At 71.1% G+C, this 19,066-nt stretch carries 17 protein-coding genes; 13 read left to right on the plus strand and 4 right to left on the minus strand.

The window, feature by feature from the left end; translation table 11 throughout:
• The first annotated feature begins 118 nt into the window (after positions 1-118).
• From ACGFIM_RS24500 to ACGFIM_RS24515, 4 genes are all read left to right on the plus strand, one after another.
• Positions 119-922: a MurR/RpiR family transcriptional regulator gene (locus ACGFIM_RS24500; protein WP_393203912.1), complete on the plus strand. Its 804-nt coding sequence runs from the start codon at positions 119-121 to the stop codon at positions 920-922.
• Between the two features lie 232 nt (positions 923-1,154).
• Positions 1,155-1,841, plus strand: coding sequence for an SDR family oxidoreductase (locus ACGFIM_RS24505; RefSeq protein WP_393203914.1), 687 nt, complete (start codon positions 1,155-1,157; stop codon positions 1,839-1,841).
• A 167-nt stretch (positions 1,842-2,008) separates the two neighbouring features.
• Positions 2,009-2,950, plus strand: a complete 942-nt coding sequence (locus ACGFIM_RS24510; protein WP_364061236.1) for a sigma-70 family RNA polymerase sigma factor — start codon at positions 2,009-2,011, stop codon at positions 2,948-2,950.
• 75 nt (positions 2,951-3,025) lie between these two features.
• Entirely contained in the window at positions 3,026-3,787 is a 762-nt protein-coding gene (locus tag ACGFIM_RS24515; RefSeq protein WP_393203916.1) for an MOSC domain-containing protein, read from the plus strand.
• A gap of 145 nt (positions 3,788-3,932) precedes the next feature.
• On the opposite strand, the gene ACGFIM_RS24520 is transcribed toward ACGFIM_RS24515, so the two are convergent.
• Positions 3,933-4,859, minus strand: coding sequence for an ABC transporter substrate-binding protein (locus ACGFIM_RS24520; RefSeq protein WP_393203918.1), 927 nt, complete (start codon positions 4,857-4,859; stop codon positions 3,933-3,935).
• A gap of 204 nt (positions 4,860-5,063) precedes the next feature.
• Here ACGFIM_RS24520 and ACGFIM_RS24525 point away from each other — a divergent pair, with 204 nt between their 5' ends.
• From ACGFIM_RS24525 to ACGFIM_RS24555, 7 genes are all read left to right on the plus strand, one after another.
• Entirely contained in the window at positions 5,064-6,380 is a 1,317-nt protein-coding gene (locus ACGFIM_RS24525; protein WP_393203920.1) for an ammonium transporter, read from the plus strand.
• Positions 6,377-6,715: a P-II family nitrogen regulator gene (locus ACGFIM_RS24530; RefSeq protein WP_364061248.1), complete on the plus strand. Its 339-nt coding sequence runs from the start codon at positions 6,377-6,379 to the stop codon at positions 6,713-6,715. Before ACGFIM_RS24525 ends, ACGFIM_RS24530 begins: the two co-directional genes overlap by 4 nt.
• A 160-nt stretch (positions 6,716-6,875) precedes the next feature.
• The gene (locus tag ACGFIM_RS24535) at positions 6,876-9,101 is read left to right on the plus strand and encodes a [protein-PII] uridylyltransferase (protein WP_393203923.1); all 2,226 of its coding nucleotides are present in this window, start codon (positions 6,876-6,878) and stop codon (positions 9,099-9,101) included.
• A 133-nt stretch (positions 9,102-9,234) separates the two neighbouring features.
• Positions 9,235-12,414 carry a nitrate- and nitrite sensing domain-containing protein gene (locus ACGFIM_RS24540; protein WP_393203925.1) on the plus strand — a complete coding sequence of 1,060 codons (3,180 nt, stop codon included), beginning with the start codon at positions 9,235-9,237 and terminating at the stop codon, positions 12,412-12,414.
• A gap of 21 nt (positions 12,415-12,435) precedes the next feature.
• A complete protein-coding gene (locus tag ACGFIM_RS24545) occupies positions 12,436-12,858 on the plus strand; it encodes a roadblock/LC7 domain-containing protein (protein WP_364061257.1) in 423 nt (140 codons plus the stop codon).
• A gap of 26 nt (positions 12,859-12,884) precedes the next feature.
• Positions 12,885-13,247, plus strand: coding sequence for a DUF742 domain-containing protein (locus ACGFIM_RS24550; RefSeq protein ID WP_393203928.1), 363 nt, complete (start codon positions 12,885-12,887; stop codon positions 13,245-13,247).
• A complete protein-coding gene (locus ACGFIM_RS24555) occupies positions 13,228-13,809 on the plus strand; it encodes an ATP/GTP-binding protein (protein ID WP_364061262.1) in 582 nt (193 codons plus the stop codon). Before ACGFIM_RS24550 ends, ACGFIM_RS24555 begins: the two co-directional genes overlap by 20 nt.
• 89 nt (positions 13,810-13,898) lie before the next feature.
• Here ACGFIM_RS24555 and ACGFIM_RS24560 read toward each other — a convergent pair whose 3' ends face one another.
• Complete coding sequence (locus tag ACGFIM_RS24560) at positions 13,899-14,678, minus strand: TetR/AcrR family transcriptional regulator (protein WP_393203930.1); 780 nt, start codon at positions 14,676-14,678, stop codon at positions 13,899-13,901.
• 79 nt (positions 14,679-14,757) lie between these two features.
• Between ACGFIM_RS24560 and ACGFIM_RS24565 the strand changes: the two genes are divergently transcribed.
• Both ACGFIM_RS24565 and ACGFIM_RS24570 read left to right on the plus strand, forming a co-directional pair.
• On the plus strand, positions 14,758-15,690 hold the full coding sequence (locus ACGFIM_RS24565) for an ATP-binding cassette domain-containing protein (protein ID WP_393203932.1): 933 nt from the start codon (positions 14,758-14,760) through the stop codon (positions 15,688-15,690).
• Positions 15,687-16,481, plus strand: a complete 795-nt coding sequence (locus ACGFIM_RS24570) for an ABC transporter permease (protein WP_393203934.1) — start codon at positions 15,687-15,689, stop codon at positions 16,479-16,481. Before ACGFIM_RS24565 ends, ACGFIM_RS24570 begins: the two co-directional genes overlap by 4 nt.
• A gap of 6 nt (positions 16,482-16,487) precedes the next feature.
• Here the strand turns inward: ACGFIM_RS24570 and betA are convergent, their stop codons facing one another.
• The gene (gene betA, locus ACGFIM_RS24575) at positions 16,488-18,113 is read right to left on the minus strand and encodes a choline dehydrogenase (protein ID WP_393203936.1); all 1,626 of its coding nucleotides are present in this window, start codon (positions 18,111-18,113) and stop codon (positions 16,488-16,490) included.
• The gene (locus ACGFIM_RS24580; RefSeq protein WP_393203938.1) at positions 18,110-19,048 is read right to left on the minus strand and encodes an ABC transporter substrate-binding protein; all 939 of its coding nucleotides are present in this window, start codon (positions 19,046-19,048) and stop codon (positions 18,110-18,112) included. Before ACGFIM_RS24580 ends, betA begins: the two co-directional genes overlap by 4 nt.
• Between the last annotated feature and the right edge of the window lie 18 nt (positions 19,049-19,066).

The following is a 19,066-nucleotide window of genomic DNA, read 5'->3' on the forward strand; positions in this document are numbered from 1 at the left end:
GGCTCTGACCAGCGCTGACGTGACCTGCGGCGCGTTTCGCCACTGGTGCGCGGGATGAGAACGGCGGGTCCCGTGCGTTGCACGTTGCGTGGCGGACGGATTTCGCGGTGGGCTTGACATGCTGCTGGACGGCCGGAGGCTGTCTCCCGTTCAGCACAGGATCGCCGACTACCTCAGCGAGCACCTGGATGAGGCGATCTTCCTGTCCAGCGTCGAGCTGGCCGAGCGGGCCGGGGTCAGCCAGCCCTCGGTGACCCGCTTCGCCATGGTGCTGGGCTTCGCCGGATACCCCGAGCTGCGCCAGGCGCTGCGCCCCCTCGTGCTCGGCGGGGGCCCGGAGTCGCCGCACGACAGCCTGCTGCGCGGGGCCATCGACTGCGAGATCCGCAACCTCGCCACCGTCAGGGAACGCCTGTCCGCCTTCCCGATCAAGGAGCTGGGCGAGCACCTCGCCGCCACCGAGCCGCTGCCGGTGCTCGGCCTGCACGCCTCCTGCGGGCTCGCCACCACGTTCGCCTACTACGCCCGCCGGATACATCCCGACGTGCGGCTGCTCGTCCACGGCGGCTCCGAGCTGGCGGAAGGGCTGCACGCGGCCCAGCGGGCGGGGGCCGAGTGGGTGGTGGCCGTGGTGCTGCCGCGCTACCCGGCCGAGACGCTGGACGCGCTGGAGTACGCCGCCAAGCTCGGCCTGCGGGTCGCCGCCATCACCGACAGGGCCGGCCTGCCCGCCGAGGTCGTGCTCGACGCGCCCGTGGGGGACGGGCTGGTCTTCAACTCGCACGCAGCGCCGCTCGCCCTCGCCATGGCGCTGGTGGAGGCCATGGCCGAGGCGGTACCGCTGCGCACGCGGGCCAGGCTTGAGGAGTACGACCGGATGGCCGAGGAGAACGGCACCTTCCGCACCGCCGGCCCGACCTGAGCCGCGCCCGTGGCCGGCCTGGGCCGTGCTCGTGCCGGGCCTGGGCCGTGCTCGTGCCGGGCCTGGGCCGCGCTGGGCCGCGTCCTGAGCCGTGTCTGGGCCGTGTCTGGGCCGCGTCTGGGCCGGGCCTGGGCCGTGTCTGGGCCGGGCACGGCCCAGACACGGCGTGCGCCTCATCCGGGCGCGCCCGCCCTCCTACCGGCGGGGCGGCCAAGGTCAATAAGCTGCCGCTATGACTGAACGACCGAAGGCGCTGGTCACCGGCGCTTCCCGGGGTGTCGGCGCGGCCGTCGCGCGGGCCCTCGCTCCGACCCACGACGTCCTGCTCGGCGGCCGCGACGAGCAGGCGCTGGCCGCGCTCGCCGCCGAGCTGCCCGGGGCGCGGTCGTGGCCGGTGGAGCTGACGAAGGTGACGGCCGCCGACGTGGCGGGCATCGACCGGCTGGACGTGCTCGTGCACAGCGCGGGCATCGCCACCCTCGGCCGCATCGCCGACCTGAGCGCCGACACCTGGCGGCGTACGTACGAGGTGAACGTCGTCGCCGTCGCCGAGCTCACCAGGCTGCTGCTGCCCGCGCTCAGGCGGGCGGAAGGGCACGTCGTGTGCGTCAACTCCGGCTCGGGGCAGCGGGCCAACCCCCACTGGGCGTCGTACGCGGCGAGCAAGTTCGCGCTCAAGGCGTTCGCCGACGCGCTGCGGCTGGAGGAGCCCCTGCTCAGGGTCACCACCGTCTACCCTGGCAGGGTCGCGACCGACATGCAGCGCGGCGTGCGGGAGTACGAGGGCGGCGCGTTCGAGCCGGAGCGCTACCTCACGCCGGAGACCGTGGCGCGGGCCGTCGTCGCCGCCATCACCGCCGGACCCGACGCCCACCTCACCGAGGTGACCGTGCGTCCCAGGGGCGGCCCGGTCAACTGACCGGGACTCGACCGCGCTCCCCCTCGTTCACCAGGCGTTTCATCGCGGCCTCCTCCTTGAGGAGGACATGCAGAACCCTCCCGCAGGCGTAGTGCTTTAGGGAATCTTTGCTTCTGGCCGGACGTTGCCCGGGTATAGAACGCAGCTGCGGAACGAGGTGCCTGGGGATGGCAAGGCCTACGGGGAGTCGCACGCAGGAGCAGCACATCGCCGAGCGCGATCTGCTGGGGACCTACCTGGCCGAGATCGGCCGGGTCCCGCTGCTCACGGCGGAGGAAGAGGTTGAGCTCGCCAAGAGGATCGAGGCGGGCCTGTTCGCCGAGCAGCTGCTCGACAGCGGGGGCACGGAGCCGCGCATCGGAGACGCGGCCGACGAGGAGCTCGAACGGCTGGCGATATCCGGCCGGCGGGCGAAGGAGGAGTTCATCCAGGCCAACCTGCGCCTGGTGGTGGCGGTGGCCAGGAAGTACTCCGGCCGGGGGATGCCGCTGATCGATCTGGTCCAGGAGGGGAACCTGGGCCTGGTGCGGGCGGTGGAGAAGTTCGACTACCGGCGGGGCTACAAGTTCTCGACCTACGCCACGTGGTGGATCAGGCAGGCCGTCGGGCGTGCCATCCACGAGCAGGCGAGGCCGGTACGGCTCCCGACCCACGCGGGCGAGCAGATGACCCGGCTCATGCGGGTCAGGCGCGACATGCTGGCCGAGTTCGACATGGAGCCGACCGACGACGACCTCGCCGGCATTCTCGACCTGCCGATCGAGCGGGTGCGGGAGCTGCGGCGCTGGGCGTCCGACCCGGTGTCGCTGCAGCTCGGCGTGGGTGACGAGGACGAGACCGAGCTCGGCGACATGATCGCCGACGAGACGTGGGCCGACCCCGAGCAGCAGGCGATCGACATCCTCGAGCGCGAGCGGCTCGACCAGTGGCTCACCGGGCTCGAGGGGCCGACCAGCGAGATGCTGCGCTGGCGCTACGGCCTGGTCGACGGGCGCGAGCACACGCTCACCGAGGTGGGCGAGCGCTACGGCATCGGCCGCGACCGCGCCCGCCGCATCGAGCGCGACGCGCTGGCGCGGCTGCGCAAGATGGCCACGGCGGCCGCCTGACGGCGCGGCAGCGGGGACTCAGGGCCCGCCGGCGTCCCTAGGGGGAGGGCGCCGGCGGGCCCTAGGCTGTGCGGCATGCATGTCGAGGCCCTGAGGCGCTATCCGGTGAAGTCGATGCTGGGGGAGGAGCTCGCCGAGACCGAGGTGACCGAGCGCGGGCTGGCGGGCGATCGGGCGCGAGCGGTGCTCGACGTGGCGACCGGCAGGATCGCCAGCGCGAAGAACCCGCGGCTGTGGCGGCGGCTGCTCACCGTCGAAGGCGCGCGGGCGCCCGGAGACGCGGAGCTGTCGGAGCTGCTCGGACGGGAGGTGCGGCTGATCGACGTGCCGCCCGAGGGCGCCGAGATGCTGCGGTCGGTGCCGGAGCAGGTGCTGGCCGAGGGCATCGAGGCGGAGGTGCCGTACACGGTGAGCCCGGTCGGGGCGGGCGCTCCCGAGGGGACGTTCTTCGACTTCGCGCCCGTGCACCTCATCACCACCTCGGCCCTGCGCAGGATCGGCGCGCTCGGGCCGCGCGGGCGCGTCGAGGCCGAGCGCTACCGGCCCAACCTGGTGATCGCCACAGAAGGCGACGGGTTCGTCGAGAACGACTGGGTGGAGCGGCGGCTGCGTGTCGGCGACGAGGTGGAGCTGCACGTCATCGTGGCCACCCCGCGCTGCGCGGTGCCGACGCTCGCGCACGGCGCGCTGGAGCGTGACACCGACGCGCTGCGCACGGTGGCCAGGCACAACAGGGTGCCGGTGTTCGGCATGGAGCCGCAGCCGTGCGCGGGCGTGTACGCCCGGGTGACCCGCCCCGGCCGCATCAGAGCGGGCGATCCGGTCACCCTGATCTGAGCGACCGGGTGCTCCCCGCGGCCGGGGTCTTCCCGAGTGGCGGAGGCCTTCCGGCCGGCCGGGGTCTTCCGGCCGGCCGGAATCTCCCGGGCGGCCGGAGTCTTCCCCGCGGCGGGGGTCTTCACGAGCGGCCGGGGCCCTGGCGTCAGGCCAGTGGGGCGAGGTACTTGTCGAGGTCGTCGAGGATCTTGCCGGCCGCGGTGACGCCGATGCCGGTCATCCAGATCTCGTCGTCCACGTTGTGGGCGTTGCCCGACTTGACCGCCTTGAGGTTCTTCCACAGCGGCCCGCCGGTGACCTCGGCCTGCGCCTTGGCGGCGTTCTCCCCGTACGCGGTGTAGAAGATCGCGTCGGCGTCGGCCTTGGCGATGTTCTCCTGGCTCAGCTTGCCGAAGCGCCGGTCCTCCTGGTCCTTGAGCTGCTGGACCTCGGGCCTGGGAATGCCGGCGTCCTTGAGGACGATGCCGCTGAACGACTCCGGCCCGTACATGCGGATCTCGGTCGGCATGAACCGCACGATGCTGACCTGCAGCTTGGAGTACTTGGCCCCGACCTCCTTGGCCCTGGCCTCGTACGCCGACAGCAGCTGCTGCGCCTGCTCCTTCTTGCCGAGCGCCTCGGCGTCGAGCAGGAAGTTCTCCTTCCAGGTGATGCCGACCCGCTCGGTGAACACGGTCGGGGCGATTTTGGAGAGCTTGTCGTAGAAGGCGGCCTGGCGGAACTTCGAGCCGAGGATCAGGTCGGGCTTCAGCGCCATGATGGCCTCGATGTTGGGCTGCTGAAGGGTGCCGACGGGTTTGGTGTTCGCCAGGGCGGAGCCGAGGTAGTCGGGCCAGGTCTGGTTCTCCTGTGCCTGGGCGGCCCCCACGGGGGCGAGGCCGAGCGAGACCATCGAGTCGAGTTTGTCGGTGTCGAGCACGACGACCCGCTTCGGCGCCATGGGGACCTTCGTTTCACCCATGGCGTGTTCGACGGTACGGGTGGGGCCCGCGTCCTGCGTCGCGGTGGAGGTGCCGCAGGCGGCGAGGGCCAGAACGGGCAGCATGGCGGCGATGGCCAAGCGGAGGCGCATGGGCGGTCCTTGATCGTTAGGTTAGGCTAGCCTAAGTATCGCATGGCCGATATCGCTGTGCCGAAATCAGGCCCGTGAGGCATCCGAAACGTCGGCGAAACACCTGTGCGGCGAGATTCACGAATGTGAAACACACCTGGTCGAGCCACGAAACTCCAGGCGAACACGCTGTGGCCACACGTCACACGTAAGGAGGGTCGCGTCGTGAAGATCGACAGCGGCACGACTGCCTGGATGCTCGCGGCCACCGCGTTGGTGCTGCTGATGACTCCGGGCCTCGCGCTTTTCTACGGGGGCATGACCAGGGCCAAGAGCGTCCTGAACATGATGATGATGTCGTTCGGCGCCATCGTCGTCGTGAGCGTCGCCTGGATGCTCTACGGGCACTCACTGGCATTCACGGAAAACCCCATCTCAGCGCTCAACTCTTTCGTCGGCGGCTTCGACGCCCTAGGCCTGCAGAGCCTGGTGGAGACCGCGACCAGTGACGACGGCACGGGCATGCCGAGCCTCGTCTTCTCCGCCTTCCAGATGACGTTCGCCATCATCACCGTCGCACTGATCAGCGGTGCCATCGCGGACCGCGCGAAGTTCGGCGCGTGGATGCTGTTCGGCGTCATCTGGGCCACGATCGTCTACTTCCCCGTCGCCCACTGGGTGTGGGGCGGTGGCTGGCTCAACTCGATGGGCATCGAGGACTTCGCGGGCGGCACGGTCGTCCACATCAACGCCGGCGCCGCGGCCCTGGCTCTGGCCCTCGTGCTCGGCAAGCGGCAGGGCTGGCGCAAGGAGCCGATGCGGCCGCACAACCTCCCGCTGGTGCTGCTCGGCGCGGCGCTGCTGTGGTTCGGCTGGTTCGGCTTCAACGCCGGCTCCGAGCTGGTGGTCGACGGCATCGCCGGTCTCGCCTTCATGAACACGCAGGTCGCCACCGCGGTCGCGGTCGGCGCCTGGCTGGTCGTGGAGAAGCTGCGTGACGGCCACGCCACCAGCCTCGGCGCGGCCTCCGGCGCGGTCGCCGGCCTGGTCGCCATCACCCCCGCCTGTGGTTTCGTGGACCCCTGGGCCGCGATGGTCATCGGTCTCCTCGCCGGCGCGATCTGCGCCTACGCCGTGGGCCTGAAGTACAAGCTCGGCTACGACGACTCGCTCGACGTGGTGGGCGTCCACATGGTCGGCGGTGTGATCGGCGCCGTCGCCCTCGGGTTCTTCGCCGCCTACCCCGCCACCGACGAGCAGAGCGAGGGCCTGTTCTACGGCGGCGGCTTCGGCCAGCTCGGCCTGCAGGTGCTCGGCCCGGTGGCCACGGGCCTGTACTCCTTCGTCATCACCTGGATCATCGGCAAGATCATCGACAAGACGATGGGCTTCCGGATCAAGCCCGAGGACGAGATCACCGGTGTCGACATCACCACGCACGCCGAGACCGGTTACGACCTCGGCACCGTTCACGCGTCCGGCGTGAGCTCCCCTAACGGTCCCGTCACCACGGCTCCCGCCACGAAGAAGGTGGACGCATGAGGCTCATCACGGCGATCATCAAGCCGTTCAAGCTCGATGACGTGAAGGCCGCGCTCGAACAGTTCGGCATCAAGGGCATGACGGTCAGCGAGGCCAGCGGCTACGGCCGGCAGCGCGGCCACACCGAGGTCTACCGGGGCGCCGAGTACCAGGTCGACCTGGTGCCCAAGGTCCGCCTTGAGGTCCTCACCGAGGAGGACGACGCCGAGGACGTGATCGACGTCATCACCAAGGCGGCGCACACCGGGAAGATCGGCGACGGAAAGGTCTGGTCGGTGCCGGTCGACACCGTCGTCCGCGTACGCACCGGCGAACGGGGTCCGGAAGCCCTGTGATGATTCCGCGGCGAAGCGCGGGCACCCCTCGGAGGGCGTCCGCGCGGAGCGAGCCCCGCACGGCCGACGATGTCCGGCGGGGAATTCACAGGGTTGTGATGGATCCGAGGCGAAGCCTGGACAACGGCGTCCGGGCGGAGCTCGGCAAGGGGGCACAGGAGTGAGGGGAGAGGCCCGTTCGTTCGCCGCGGCCCGCAAGGAGCGGACCGCGGACACCGATCGCTGGCTCAAGGATCTCTTCCGCACGGCGACCGACGGCGACCACGTCTCACTGGTCGCCGTCGGAAGTTTGGGAAGGGGGGAGCCGGCACCGGGCAGCGACCTCGACCTGGTGCTGCTCCACAACGGCCGGGCCGATGTGGCCAGGATCGCCGACCGGATCTGGTACCCGATCTGGGACGCGGCGATCGGCCTCGACCATTCCGTACGCACGGTGGAAGAGGCGGTCTCGGTGGCCCGGCAGGATCTCAAGGCCGTGCTGGGCCTGATCCAGGCCAGGCACGTGGCCGGCGACCCCGACCTGACCAGGAAGGCCAGGGAGGCGGTGCTGGCCGAATGGCGGGCCGACTCGCGCCGCAGGCTGGGCGAGCTGCGGGAGGCCGCCGATCAGCGGGCTCAGGTGAGCGGGGAGCTGGCGTTCCTGCTGGAGCCCGATCTCAAGGACGGACGCGGCGGGCTGCGCGACGTCCAGGCCATGCAGGCGGTGGCCGCCGCCTGGGTCGCCTCGGCGCCGGGGCCGCGGGCCCGCGAGGCGTACGACTTCATCCTCGATGTGCGGCACGCGCTGCACATCGTCACCGGACGCGGCACCGACCGGCTGGTCCTCCAGGAGCAGGACGCGGTGGCCGGGGTGCTCGGCCTCCTCGACGCCGAGGCGCTGATGCGCCGGCTGGCCGAGGCGGGCCGCACGATCTCACATGCTTTCGACGCCACCTGGCGCACGGTCGACAGGCTCGTGTCGGGGCCGGCTCCGCGCGGGCGCCGCCCGCTGGCGGACGGCGTGGTGGAGCACGGGGGCGAGGTGGTGCTCGCCAGGGGTGTCGATCCGCGCAAGGATCCGGTGCTGGTGCTGCGCGCCGCGGCGGCCGCGGCGGACTCCGGGCTGCCGCTCGCACCCGCCACGGTGTCCGTGCTCGCGGCTCAGTCGCCGCCGATGCCGGTGCCCTGGCCGGAGGAGGCCCGCGACGCCCTGGTGTCGATCCTCGGCGCGGGCCGCGCCGCCGTGCCCGTCTGGGAGGAGCTGGACCAGGCGGGCATCCTCGTCAAGCTTCTCCCCGACTGGGAACGCGTGCGCCACCGCCCTCAGCGCAACCCGATCCACCGGTTCACGGTCGACCGCCACCTTATCGAGGCGGCCGCCAACGCCGCCAGCCACACCCGCGAGGTCTCCAGGCCCGACCTGCTGCTGATCGCCGCGCTCCTGCACGACGTGGGCAAGGGCTGGCCGGGCGATCACTCGGCGACCGGCGAGGTGGTGGTCCGCGACATCGGCACCCGCATCGGGCTGCCGCCGGCCGACGTCGAGACGCTCGCCACCGTCGTACGCCACCATCTGCTGCTGCCCGAGACGGCCACCCGCAGGGACCTCGACGACCCCGTCACGATCGAGAAGGTCGCGGCCACGGTCGGCTCGCGCGAGGTGCTCGACCTGCTGGCCGCGCTGGCGGTGGCCGACGGGGTCGCGACGGGCCCGGCCGCCTGGAACTCGTGGAAGGCCGGTCTGGTGGCCGATCTGGTGCGCCGGGTCCGTTCGGTGCTGGCCGGCTCGCCCCCGCCCAAGCCGCCGACGCTCTCGCCCGAGCAGGCCGCGCTGGCCCGCCACGGCGGTGGAGCGGTCCGCGTGGTCGGGGGAGCGGTCACGGTCGTCGCGCCCGACCGGGTGGGGCTGCTGTGGAGCGCCGCGGGCGTGCTGTCGGCCCACCGGCTCGTGGTGCGCTCGGCCTCGTCGGCGTCCGCCGGCTCCACGGCGGTGATCGAGTTCTCCGTCGTCCCCGAGTACGGGTCCCCGCCGGACCCCGCGGCGCTGGAGTCCGACCTCCGTCTCGTCCTTGCTGGACGTCTTGACATCGAGCAACGGCTGGCCCGCCGCGCGAGGGGTGTGCGACCCCCTCGCGTGCCGGTCGCTCCACCCCGTGTGACCTTGGTCGATGACGCTTCCGCCACCGCCACCGTGGTCGAAGTCAGGGCCCATGACAGACCGGGGCTCCTGTGGCGCATTGGACGTGCGTTCGGCGAGTGCGGTCTTGACGTGAGGGCCGCTCGCGTGGAGACTCTCGGCGCGGAGGCGGTGGACGTCTTCTACGTTGTGGACCGCGCCGGTCGCCCCCTCAGCGACGAGGCGCAACGGGCCCAAGTCCGCGATCAAGTCCTTGCCGCTCTGCGATAACCAGGAGCACACGACAACCGGCTACGTTTGTAACGATTGTGTCCGATATGCCTGTTAAGTCAGATGCTGCGGATACGTTGTGGACGGTCTGAAGACCCGTTGCAAACGGGACGATTGAGGGGTAGCGGGAGCGGTGACTACGGGGAACTCGGGCAGCGGCACCACCGTGCAGCCGAGCCGTGCCGGCTGGCTACGGCGCTTCGGCCTGCGAAATTGGCGGGTGAGATGGCGGCTCACCGCCCTCATCCTGGTGCCGACCATCGCCGCCGTCGTGCTCGGGGGAGCGCGCGTGGTGGGCTCGATCCAGAGCATCGCCGCCTATGACCGCACCGCGACCGCCGCCGAGCAGGCAGGCCGGCTCCGCGACCTGGTGCAGGCGCTCGGCCTGGAGCGCGACACGGGCGGCTGGATCGGCGCCAGCAGGGCCATGCGCAAGAAGCTCGCCAAACCGCTCGCGCAGCGCAAGGCGGCCGTGGACACGCTGGTCAAGGCCGTGCGCGCCGACCTCGACACGATGGACGAGTCCTACGGTCCCCGTGTGGTCAAGGCAGCCGAGCAGGCGAGGTACGACCTCAGCCGGCTTCCCAAGATCAGGACCGAGGGACAGACTAACACGATCCGTTACGACTTCCTCACCGATACCCTGATCAAGCTCCACGACGAGCTGGCCCTGATGTCGGACGACTCGCAGATCGTCGGCCAGTTCCGCGGCCTGAGCGCCCTCGTCGCGGCCAAGGAGGAGATCTCCCGCCAGCGCGTCCAGCTCCTGCAGGCGTCCTACGACGCCGACAGCGTGGACGCCAAGGAGGTCGAGCAGTTCATCGCCTCCAACGCCCGCCTGCAGAGCGACATCGCCACCGTGGGCGCCGAGGCCGGCGTCGACGTCGGCCTGGAGCTGTCCAAGGCGCTGGCGTCCCAGCCCGAGTACGTGAACATCCAGCTCACCAAGTCCCGGGCGATCGCCCTGGTCAGCGGCAAGGAGCCGGGCGCCCGCATCGTCGACAACCTGATCTCGGCCAGGGCCGAGCGCGAGGACTGGTTCAAGAACAACACCGTCGCCATCGACCTGCTGCACAACGTCGAGGAGGGCCTGGCGGCGCGGGTGAACCTGCGCAGCCAGGAGCTGCGCTCGACCGAGATCCGCAACGCGGTCATCGGCGGGATCCTCGTCCTCGCGCTGCTGCTGGTCGTGCTGCTGCTCACCGTGGCCATCGCCCGCTCGATGGTCGTCCCGCTGCGGCGGCTGCGCACCGAGGCCCTGGAGGTCGCCGGCTTCCGGCTGCCCGACGTGGTGCGCCAGCTGCGCGTCAGCGGTGACCCGGCGTCCGTGCGCGAGGTGCAGCCCATCGCGGTCGACGGCAACGACGAGATCGGCGAGGTGGCCAGGGCCTTCGACCAGGTGCACCGGCAGGCCGTGCGCCTGGCGGGCGAGGAGGCCGAGCTGCGCAGCAACATCAGCGCGATGTTCGTCAACCTCTCCCGCCGCACGCAGACGCTGGTCGAGCGGCAGATCTCGCTCATCGACGGCCTGGAGAAGGGCGAGCAGGACGGCGGCCGGCTGGCCGACCTGTTCAAGCTCGACCACCTGGCCACCCGCATGCGCCGCAACTCCGAGAACCTCCTGGTCCTCGCCGGCCACGAGGCCAGCCGCCGGCGCAGCCAGCCGGCCAAGCTCATCGACGTCGTACGCGCCGCGCTGTCGGAGGTCGAGGGCTACGAGCGCGTCCAGGTGCGGGTGCACCGCGGCACGTCCGTGCTCGGCAGCTGCGCCAACGACCTCGTCCACCTGGTGGCCGAGCTGGTCGAGAACGCCATCCAGTTCTCCCCGAGCAACTCCCAGGTCACCGTCACCAGCAGCCTCATCGAGGGCGGCGGTGCGCTGCTGTCGGTCAGCGACAACGGCATCGGCATGACCGACGAGGAGCTGGCCGAGGCCAACCGCCGCCTGGCCGAGCCGCCCGTCGTGGACGTGTCGGTCTCCCGGCGCATGGGCCTGTTCGTGGTCGGCCGCCTGGCGCTGCGCCACGGCATCCGGGTGCAGCTGCGCAAGGGCGAGGAGAACGGCCTGATCGCCATGGTGCTGCTGCCGCCGACGCTGATCGCCGACGGCACGCAGCAGCCGCTGCCGCAGCGGCCCGCGTTCGGCGGCGGCACGGTGCCGTCGCAGGCGGGCGCGTTCCCGTCGAACGGCGCGTTCCGCTCGTTCGGCAGCTTCGACTCCTTCGACGCCGCGCCGCCCAGGGCCGGCGCGCTCGACAACGGCTTCGGCCCCGGTCACCCGTCCTTCGACACGGGTCCGGCCAGGACGGGCGGCCCGTCCACCTTCGACAGCGTCCCGTCCGGGCGGGCTCCGTCCGCCTTCGACGGCGGGCCCGGCAGGCAGGGGCCGCCGTCCTTCGACACCCCCGCGCGCCAGGGCCCGGCATCGCTCGACGGCGGCCCCGCACGGCCGGTGCAGGGGCCGGTCAACGGGGGCGCCGTCCGGGGGACCGGCGGCCTGCCGCGGCGGACGCCAGGCTCGTTCGAGGGCGGGCCGCAGGGCCAGGGCAACGGCGCCCAGGCGGGGTCCCAGGGCGCCGGACAGCAGCCCGGGGGGCAGCAGCACTCCGGGCCGCAGCCCGCGGGGCCGCGCGCGTTCGACGGCGGGCCCGAGGCGCCCAGGCCGTCGTACGGGTCGTTCCCCTCGGACCCGGGTCGCGCCGGGGTCAACGGCTTCACCGCCGACACCGACGGCGGCACCTTCCGCGGGCGGCCGGGGACGTACGACTCCGAGTCCTACCCCTCGTACCCCAGCGCCCCCGCAGGCACATCTGGTAATGGCGCGTTCCAGAATTCGCCGGCGGGCTCGTACTCGACCAACGATGTGCGCATGCCGGATCCGGCCCAGACCGCGGACACCCCCTCTGAACAGGAACAAGAGGACTATCTGCCGATCTTCGCGGCGGTGGAGTCCGCCTGGTTCCGCCGGCCGACCGCGGAAGCGGCGCAGGGCCAGGGAGAGTCCACGGGCGCGCACGCCGTACCCTCTGGGGAGGAAGCGTGGCGGACGGCCGCGGACGCCGGCTGGCAAGCGGCGAAAGCGGCCGCCGAGCCGAGCCTCGGCGGCATCACCGCCGCCGGGCTCCCCAAGCGCACCCCGAAGGCCAACCTTGTGCCGGGCACCGCGAGCCGGCCCGCACAGGCGCAGCAGCGGCAGGCACCACCGCCGCCACCGGTCTCAGCGGACCGGATGCGCAGCAGGATGGCCAGCTTCCAGCAGGGTGTGCGCAGGGGGCGCCAGGAGATTCGTGGACAGGAGAACAAGAGTGAGTAAGCGTCCCGCCGGGGAGGATGCGTGACAACCCTTAGTCATGAGGCCAACAAGTTCGACTGGCTGATCACTGACTTCGTCCGTAACACGCCCGGAGTCGCCCACGCCGTCGTCGTCTCGGCCGACGGGCTCTGCCTGGCCGCGTCCGAGGGGTTCCCGCCGGACCGTGCCGACCAGCTCGCCGCGGTGGCCGCCGGCCTGCTGAGCCTGACGGTGGGTGCCTCGCGGGTGTTCGAGGGCGGGGCGGTCACGCAGACCGTGGTCGAGATGCAGCGTGGTCTGCTGCTGGTCATGGCCATCAGCGACGGGTCCGTGCTCACGGTCCTGGCGGGTCCGGATTGTGACATGGGACTCGTGGCGTACCAGATGACGTTGCTGGTAGACAGGGCGGGACAGGTGCTGACTCCGGCCCTGCGCGCGGAGCTTCAGGCCGCCAGGACCCGGTGATGTGATGGAACTGATGGGAGCGGGCCGTGTACGGGACTGACGGGATCGGGGAAGAGGAGCCCCTGTTCCGTCCTTACGCGGTGACGGGTGGCAGGGCTGAGCCGCGCTACCACCTCGCGATGGAGACGTTGGTCTCGTCGATGCCGATTCCGGACGAAGAGCTGGCGCTGCTCACCCCCGAGCAGGAGGCCATCATGCAGCTGTGCAGGACGTTCCGGTCGGTAGCCGAGATCTCGGCCCTGCTCCGCGTCCCGTTGGGCGTGGCCAGGGTGCTCGTGGCGGACATGTCCGACGAAGGGCTCGTCCGCCTGCACCAGCCACGCCTCAGCGAGGGCCAGCCGGACCTCAACATGCTCGAAAGGGTGCTCAGTGGACTACGCAGGCTCTAGCCCCGGCCTCACGTCGACGAAAATCGTCGTCGCCGGGGGTTTCGGCGTCGGTAAGACGACTTTCGTGGGGGCGGTGTCCGAGATCCTCCCGCTCACCACGGAAGCGGTGATGACCGACGCGTCCGCGGGCATCGACGACCTCGGGCTGACCCCCCACAAGCAGACCACGACCGTGGCGATGGACTTCGGCCGCCTGTCGCTCGATCGTGACCTGATCCTCTACCTGTTCGGCACCCCCGGCCAGCACCGGTTCTGGTTCATGTGGGACGACCTGGTACGCGGCGCGATCGGCGCCGTGGTGCTGCTCGACACCCGCCGGCTGGCCGACAGCTTCCCCGCCATCGACTACTTCGAAGAGGCCAAGCTGCCGTTCATCATCGGCATCAACGGCTGGGACGGCCAGTTCCCGCACTCCGACGAGGAGGTCAGGGAGGCGCTGGCGCTGTCGCCGCAGGTGCCGATCGTGCGCACCGACGCGCGTAACCGCGAGTCGGTCAAGGCGACGCTGATCTCGCTGGTCGAGCACGTCGTGCGCCTGCGCGCCGCCCCCGCCGCCTACTGAGCACGCCTGCTGAGCACGCCTGCTGAGCACGCCTGTCGAGCGCCGGGCGCGCTTCCTGGGCGCGTGTGGGACACGCCTCCTGAGCACTCCTACGGGGCGTCCTCGCCGGAGGCGCGGCGCCGCACCAGCGCCTCGATGCCGTCGAGCACGCGCTGCAGCCCGAACTCGAAGGCGTGGCTCGCGTTGTAGGCCGCGTTCTGCGCCTCGCCCGCCGCCTGGCCGACCCGGGAGGCGATGGGGAAGCGCTCGGGGTCGGCGATACGGCTGAAGAACGGCGCGTGCGCGGCCCACCACTGTTCGTCGGTCAGCCCCGTCTTGCTCTCGGCCTGCGCGGCCTCCACGGCGCCTCTGGCGGTGCCGTGCACGAACCCGATGATGAGCGTGAGCACCGCGTCCATCTCGACGTCGGTCAGGCCGATGCCGTCGATGGCGCTCAGCTCGTAGTCGTACTTGGCCGTGACGTTGGGGCCGAGCACCGGCCTGCTGACCGCCACCTGCAGCAGCCAGGGGTGGCGGAGGTAGAGGGCCCAGTTCTCCCTGGCGATCTGTTCCAGCCTGCCCCGCCAGCCGCCCGGCACGTCGGCCGGCCTGGCGGTCTCGCCGTAGACCGTGTCGAGCATGAGGTCGAACAGCTCCGGCTTGCCCGGCACGTACGTGTAGAGGGACATCGTCCCGACGCCCAGCCGCTCGGCCACGCGCCGCATCGACAGCGCCTGGAGCCCTTCGGCGTCGGCCACCTCGATGGCGGCGCGCACGATCCTGTCGACGCTCAGCTCCGGCTTGCCCTTGCGTCCGGTGGGCTCGCTGGTGCGCCACAGCAGCGCGAGGCTGCGCGCGGGGTCGCCCTTGCCCGAGTACTCAACGCTCACATTCCGAACGGTACACCGTACGGTTGCCCGCCCTTGCCGTAATGTGTACGGTACAGCGTACGGCAAAGGAGGCGGTTCTGTGACGGCGATATCGGTACGCGGGCTGCGCAAGACCTACGGCGAGAAGACGGCCCTGGACGGCATCGACCTCGACGTCGCCCCCGGCACGGTCTGCGGCCTGCTGGGCCCCAACGGCGCGGGCAAGAGCACCACCGTGCGCATCCTCACCACGCTCCTGCGCCCCTCCGGCGGGCGCGCGGAGGTGGCGGGCGTCGACGTGCTCGCCCAGCCCCGCCGGGTACGCGGCAGGATCGGCCTGGTCGGCCAGCACACCGCGGTGGACGAGCAGCTCACCGGCCGGCAGAACCTGGAGATGTTCGGCCGCCTGCACCACCTCGGCGCGGCGGCGGCCCGCGCCAGGGCGGACGAGCTGCTGGAACGCTTCGGCATCGAGCACCCGGGACCGGCCGGGGAGTACTCCGGCGGCATGCGCAGGCGGCTCGACCTGGCCGCGAGCATGATCCTGGCGCCGCCCGTGCTCTTCCTCGACGAGCCGACCACGGGGCTGGACCCGCGCAGCCGCACGGAGATCTGGCAGGCGGTGCGCGACCTGGTGGCGGGCGGCACGACCGTGCTGCTGACCACCCAGTACCTGGAGGAGGCAGACCGGCTCGCCGACCACATCGCGGTGATCGACACCGGCCGGGTCGTCGCGGAGGGCACCCCGGAGGCGCTGAAAGCGCGTCTGGGCGGCGATCGGCTCGACGTGGTCGTCCACGACCGGGAGCGGCTGCCCGAGGCGGCAGAGATCATCGAGCGGGTCGCCGGGCGGCCCGCCGAGACCGATCCCGGCACCCGTCGCGTGAGCGCGCCCGTCGCCGAGCGGGTGCGCACGCTCGCCGAGGCGCTGAACGCGCTGTCCGCGGCCGGCGTCGAGGCCGAGGACGTCGCCCTGCGCCGCCCCACGCTCGACGAGGTCTTCCTGCACATCACCGGAGGTGACCGCCGATGACGGCCACGACCCTGCGCTGGGCGATCGCGGACGGCTGGACCGTCGCCCGCCGCGACCTGATGCACTGGGCCAACCAGCCGATGACGATCGCGGCCGGCGTGGTCTTCCCCATCGTCGTCACGCTCGCCTTCGGCTACCTGTTCGGCGGCGCGGTCAAGGTGCCGGACGGCGTGGACTACTTCTCGTTCCTCCTGCCCGGCATGTACGGCATGACGATGCTCTTCGGCCTCAGCTCGACCATGATCGCCGTCTCCACGGACGCGGCCAAGGGCGTGACGGACCGGTTCCGCTCGCTGCCCATGGCGCCGTCCGCCGTGCTCAGCGGCCGGGCCGTCGCCGACCTGCTGCACTCGGTGCTGATCCTGGCCGGGCTGCTGCTGTGCGGGCTGGCCGTCGGCTGGCGCCCGGCCACGCTCTCCGGCGCCGCGGCCGCGATCGGCCTGCTGCTGTTCCTGCGCTTCTCGCTGCTGTGGGCCGGCGTGTACGCGGGGCTGCGCACCAGGAACCCGGGAGCGGCGGTGGCGATCCAGGCCATGGAGTTCCCCGTCGGCTTCCTGTCCAACGCCTTCGTCGCCCCCGCCACCATGCCCGGCGGGCTCGGGGCCATCGCGGAGTGGAACCCGCTGTCGGCCACGGTGGCGGCGGCCAGAGAGCTGTTCGGCGGTCAGGGCTGGGGCGGCGATTCCTGGGTGGCCCAGCACGCCGTCCTGATGGCTCTCGCCTGGCCGGCCGCCATCACCGCCGTCTTCTTCGCCCTGTCCGTACGGCTCTTCCAGCGCCTGGACAGGTGAGGGCCGTCAGCGGGCGCGGTAGAACTCGACCGGCTCCGGCGGCAGCGGGGTGTTGCCGAGGATGAGGTCGGCGGACTTCTCGGCCAGCATCATCACGGGGGCGTAGATGTTGCCGTTGGTGACGTACGGCATGGCCGAGGCGTCCACCACGCGCAGCCCGTCGAGGCCGTGCACGCGCATGGTGTCGGGGTCCACCACCGACATCTCGTCGGTGCCCATCTTGCAGGTGCACGACGGGTGCAGCGCCGTCTCGCCGTCCTTGGCGACCCACTCCAGGATCTCCTCGTCGGTCTGCACCTGCGGGCCCGGGGAGATCTCGCCGCCGTCCAGGTCGGCCCAGGCGGGCTGCGACAGGATGTGCCTGGCGTGCCTGATCGCCTCCACCCACTCCCTGCGGTCCTGCTCGGTCGACAGGTAGTTGAAGCGCAGCGCCGGCTTGCGCCGCGGGTCGCCGGAGGTGATGCGGACCGAGCCGCGGGCGTCGGAGTACATCGGCCCGATGTGCACCTGGTAGCCGTGCCCGCCGGCCGGGGCCGAGCCGTCGTAGCGCACGGCGATGGGCAGGAAGTGGAACATCAGGTTGGGGTAGGCCACCTCGTCGTTGGAGCGGATGAAGCCGCCCGCCTCGAAGTGGTTGGTGGCGCCGGGTCCGCCGCGCAGGAAGAGCCAGTTCGCGCCGATGAACGGCCGCCGCCACAGCGCCAGCGACGGCTGCTGGGAGACCGGCTTGGTGCAGGCGTGCTGGACGTAGACCTCCAGGTGGTCCTGAAGGTTCTCGCCGACGCCCGGCAGGTCGTGCACGACCTTGACGCCGAGCGGTTCGAGCAGCGAGCGCGGCCCCACCCCGGACACCTGGAGGAGCTGCGGGGTGTTGATCGCACCGCCGCAGAGGATGACCTCGCCGGCCTCGATGCGCTCGCCGTCGCACAGGACGCCGGTCGCGCGCGTGCCGTCGAAGAGCACCTTCTCCACGAAGGCGCGGGTCCTGACGGTGAGGTTCCTGCGCTTGCGCACCGGGTGCAGGTACGCGCGGGCGGCGCTGAGCCGGCGGCCGCGGTGGATGGTGCGGTCGAAGGCGGCGAAGCCCTCCTGGCGGTAGCCGTTGACGTCGTCGGTCAGCCGGTGGCCCGCCTGCTGCACGGCCTCGAAGAACGCCTCGAACAGCGGGCCGCGCGCCGGGCCGCGTTCGAGCTTGAGCGGCCCGCTGTCGCCGCGGAAGTCGCTGCCGGGGTCGGCCAGGCAGTTCTCCATGCGCTTGAAGTACGGCAGGCAGTGGGCGTAGTCCCAGCTCTTCATGCCGGGGTCGGCGGCCCAGCGCTCGTAGTCGAGCGGGTTGCCGCGCTGGAAGATCATGCCGTTGATGCTGCTGGAGCCGCCGAGCACCTTGCCGCGGGCGTGGTAGATGCGCCGGCCGTTCATGTGCGGCTCCGGCTCGGACTCGTACTTCCAGTCGTAGAAGCGGTTGCCGATGGGGAACATCAGGGCGGCCGGCATGTGGATGAAGACGTCCCACAGGTAGTCGGGCCGCCCGGCCTCCAGCACCAGCACCGAGGTCGAGGGGTCGGCGCTGAGCCGGTTGGCCAGGGCGCATCCGGCCGAGCCGCCGCCCACGATGACGAAGTCGAACCTCAACGGGGGATCCAGTCCTTCCACACGATCTTGTTCTCTCGTATCCACCGCTCGGCGGCCTCTTCGGCGGACATCCGCTCGTTGATCATGTAGCTCGCCACGGCGTTCTGGTCGTCGTTGGTCCAGGAGAAGTTCCTGACCAGCTCGTACGCCTGCCCGCCGGTCTCGGCGAACCGCCGGCTGACGATCTTGTCGAGCAGGTACGGCGGGTAGTCGCAGGCGACCTTCGCCGGGTCGCTGTCACAGCCCACCGCGTACGGCGGCAGCGCGACCTTGACGAGTTTGATCTTGCTGAAGAGCCATTGCGGTTCGTAGAAATACATCAGCAGCGGCGTTCGATTCTTCGTCGCCGCTTGGGCCGCTTTGATGAGCGCGGCCTCGCTGCCGGAGTAGACGACCTTGTAATTGAGCCCGAGGTTCTTGACGAGGGCCTCGTCGTTGGTGACGAATGTCGGATCTCCGTCAAGCACCTGTCCGGCATTTCCGGTTTTTTCGGTCCGGAAGAGATGCGCGTACTTATTGAGGTTTCGGTAGTCCGTAATGTCGGGATACTTCTTGGCCATCCACTCGGGGACGTACCACCCGATGACGCCTTTGTTGCCCGTCAGCCCCGCCGAGAGCGCGACCTTCTTCTCCTCGATGAACTCCTTCTTCAGGTCGTTGTGTCCCCAGCTTTCCACGATCACGTCGACCTTGCCCGACTCGAAATCCCGCCAGGACTGGTCCTCTTTCGCGGGCCGCTTGTTCACCTTGTAGCCCAGCTCGTGTTCGAGCAGGTACGCCAGCACGGCGGCCTGGGCCTCGTACCCCACCCAGCCGTGGATGTCGATGTTCACGGTCCCCTTGGCCTCGGCCGTGGTCTCGGACTCGCCACCGGAGCAGGCGGCGAGCAGCAGGAGCGCGGCGAGCGGGCCGGCCAGCGTCTTCAATCGGATCATGAGAGGTCTCCGGTGACC

The sequence above is a fragment of the Nonomuraea sp. NPDC049309 genome (assembly GCF_043196965.1).
In the GTDB taxonomy this organism is placed as follows: Bacteria; Actinomycetota; Actinomycetes; order Streptosporangiales; family Streptosporangiaceae; genus Nonomuraea; species Nonomuraea fastidiosa.

Bases quoted from the DNA above. Each gene is read 5' to 3' on its own strand.
- ACGFIM_RS24500 (WP_393203912.1), top strand. From the start codon at position 119: ATGCTGCTGGACGGCCGGAGGCTGTCTCCCGTTCAGCACAGGATCGCC.
- ACGFIM_RS24505 (WP_393203914.1), top strand. From the start codon at position 1,155: ATGACTGAACGACCGAAGGCGCTGGTCACCGGCGCTTCCCGGGGTGTC.
- ACGFIM_RS24510 (WP_364061236.1), top strand. From the start codon at position 2,009: ATGGCAAGGCCTACGGGGAGTCGCACGCAGGAGCAGCACATCGCCGAG.
- ACGFIM_RS24515 (WP_393203916.1), top strand. From the start codon at position 3,026: ATGCATGTCGAGGCCCTGAGGCGCTATCCGGTGAAGTCGATGCTGGGG.
- ACGFIM_RS24520 (WP_393203918.1), bottom strand. From the start codon at position 4,859: ATGCGCCTCCGCTTGGCCATCGCCGCCATGCTGCCCGTTCTGGCCCTC.
- ACGFIM_RS24530 (WP_364061248.1), top strand. From the start codon at position 6,377: ATGAGGCTCATCACGGCGATCATCAAGCCGTTCAAGCTCGATGACGTG.
- ACGFIM_RS24570 (WP_393203934.1), top strand. From the start codon at position 15,687: ATGACGGCCACGACCCTGCGCTGGGCGATCGCGGACGGCTGGACCGTC.
- ACGFIM_RS24580 (WP_393203938.1), bottom strand. From the start codon at position 19,048: ATGATCCGATTGAAGACGCTGGCCGGCCCGCTCGCCGCGCTCCTGCTG.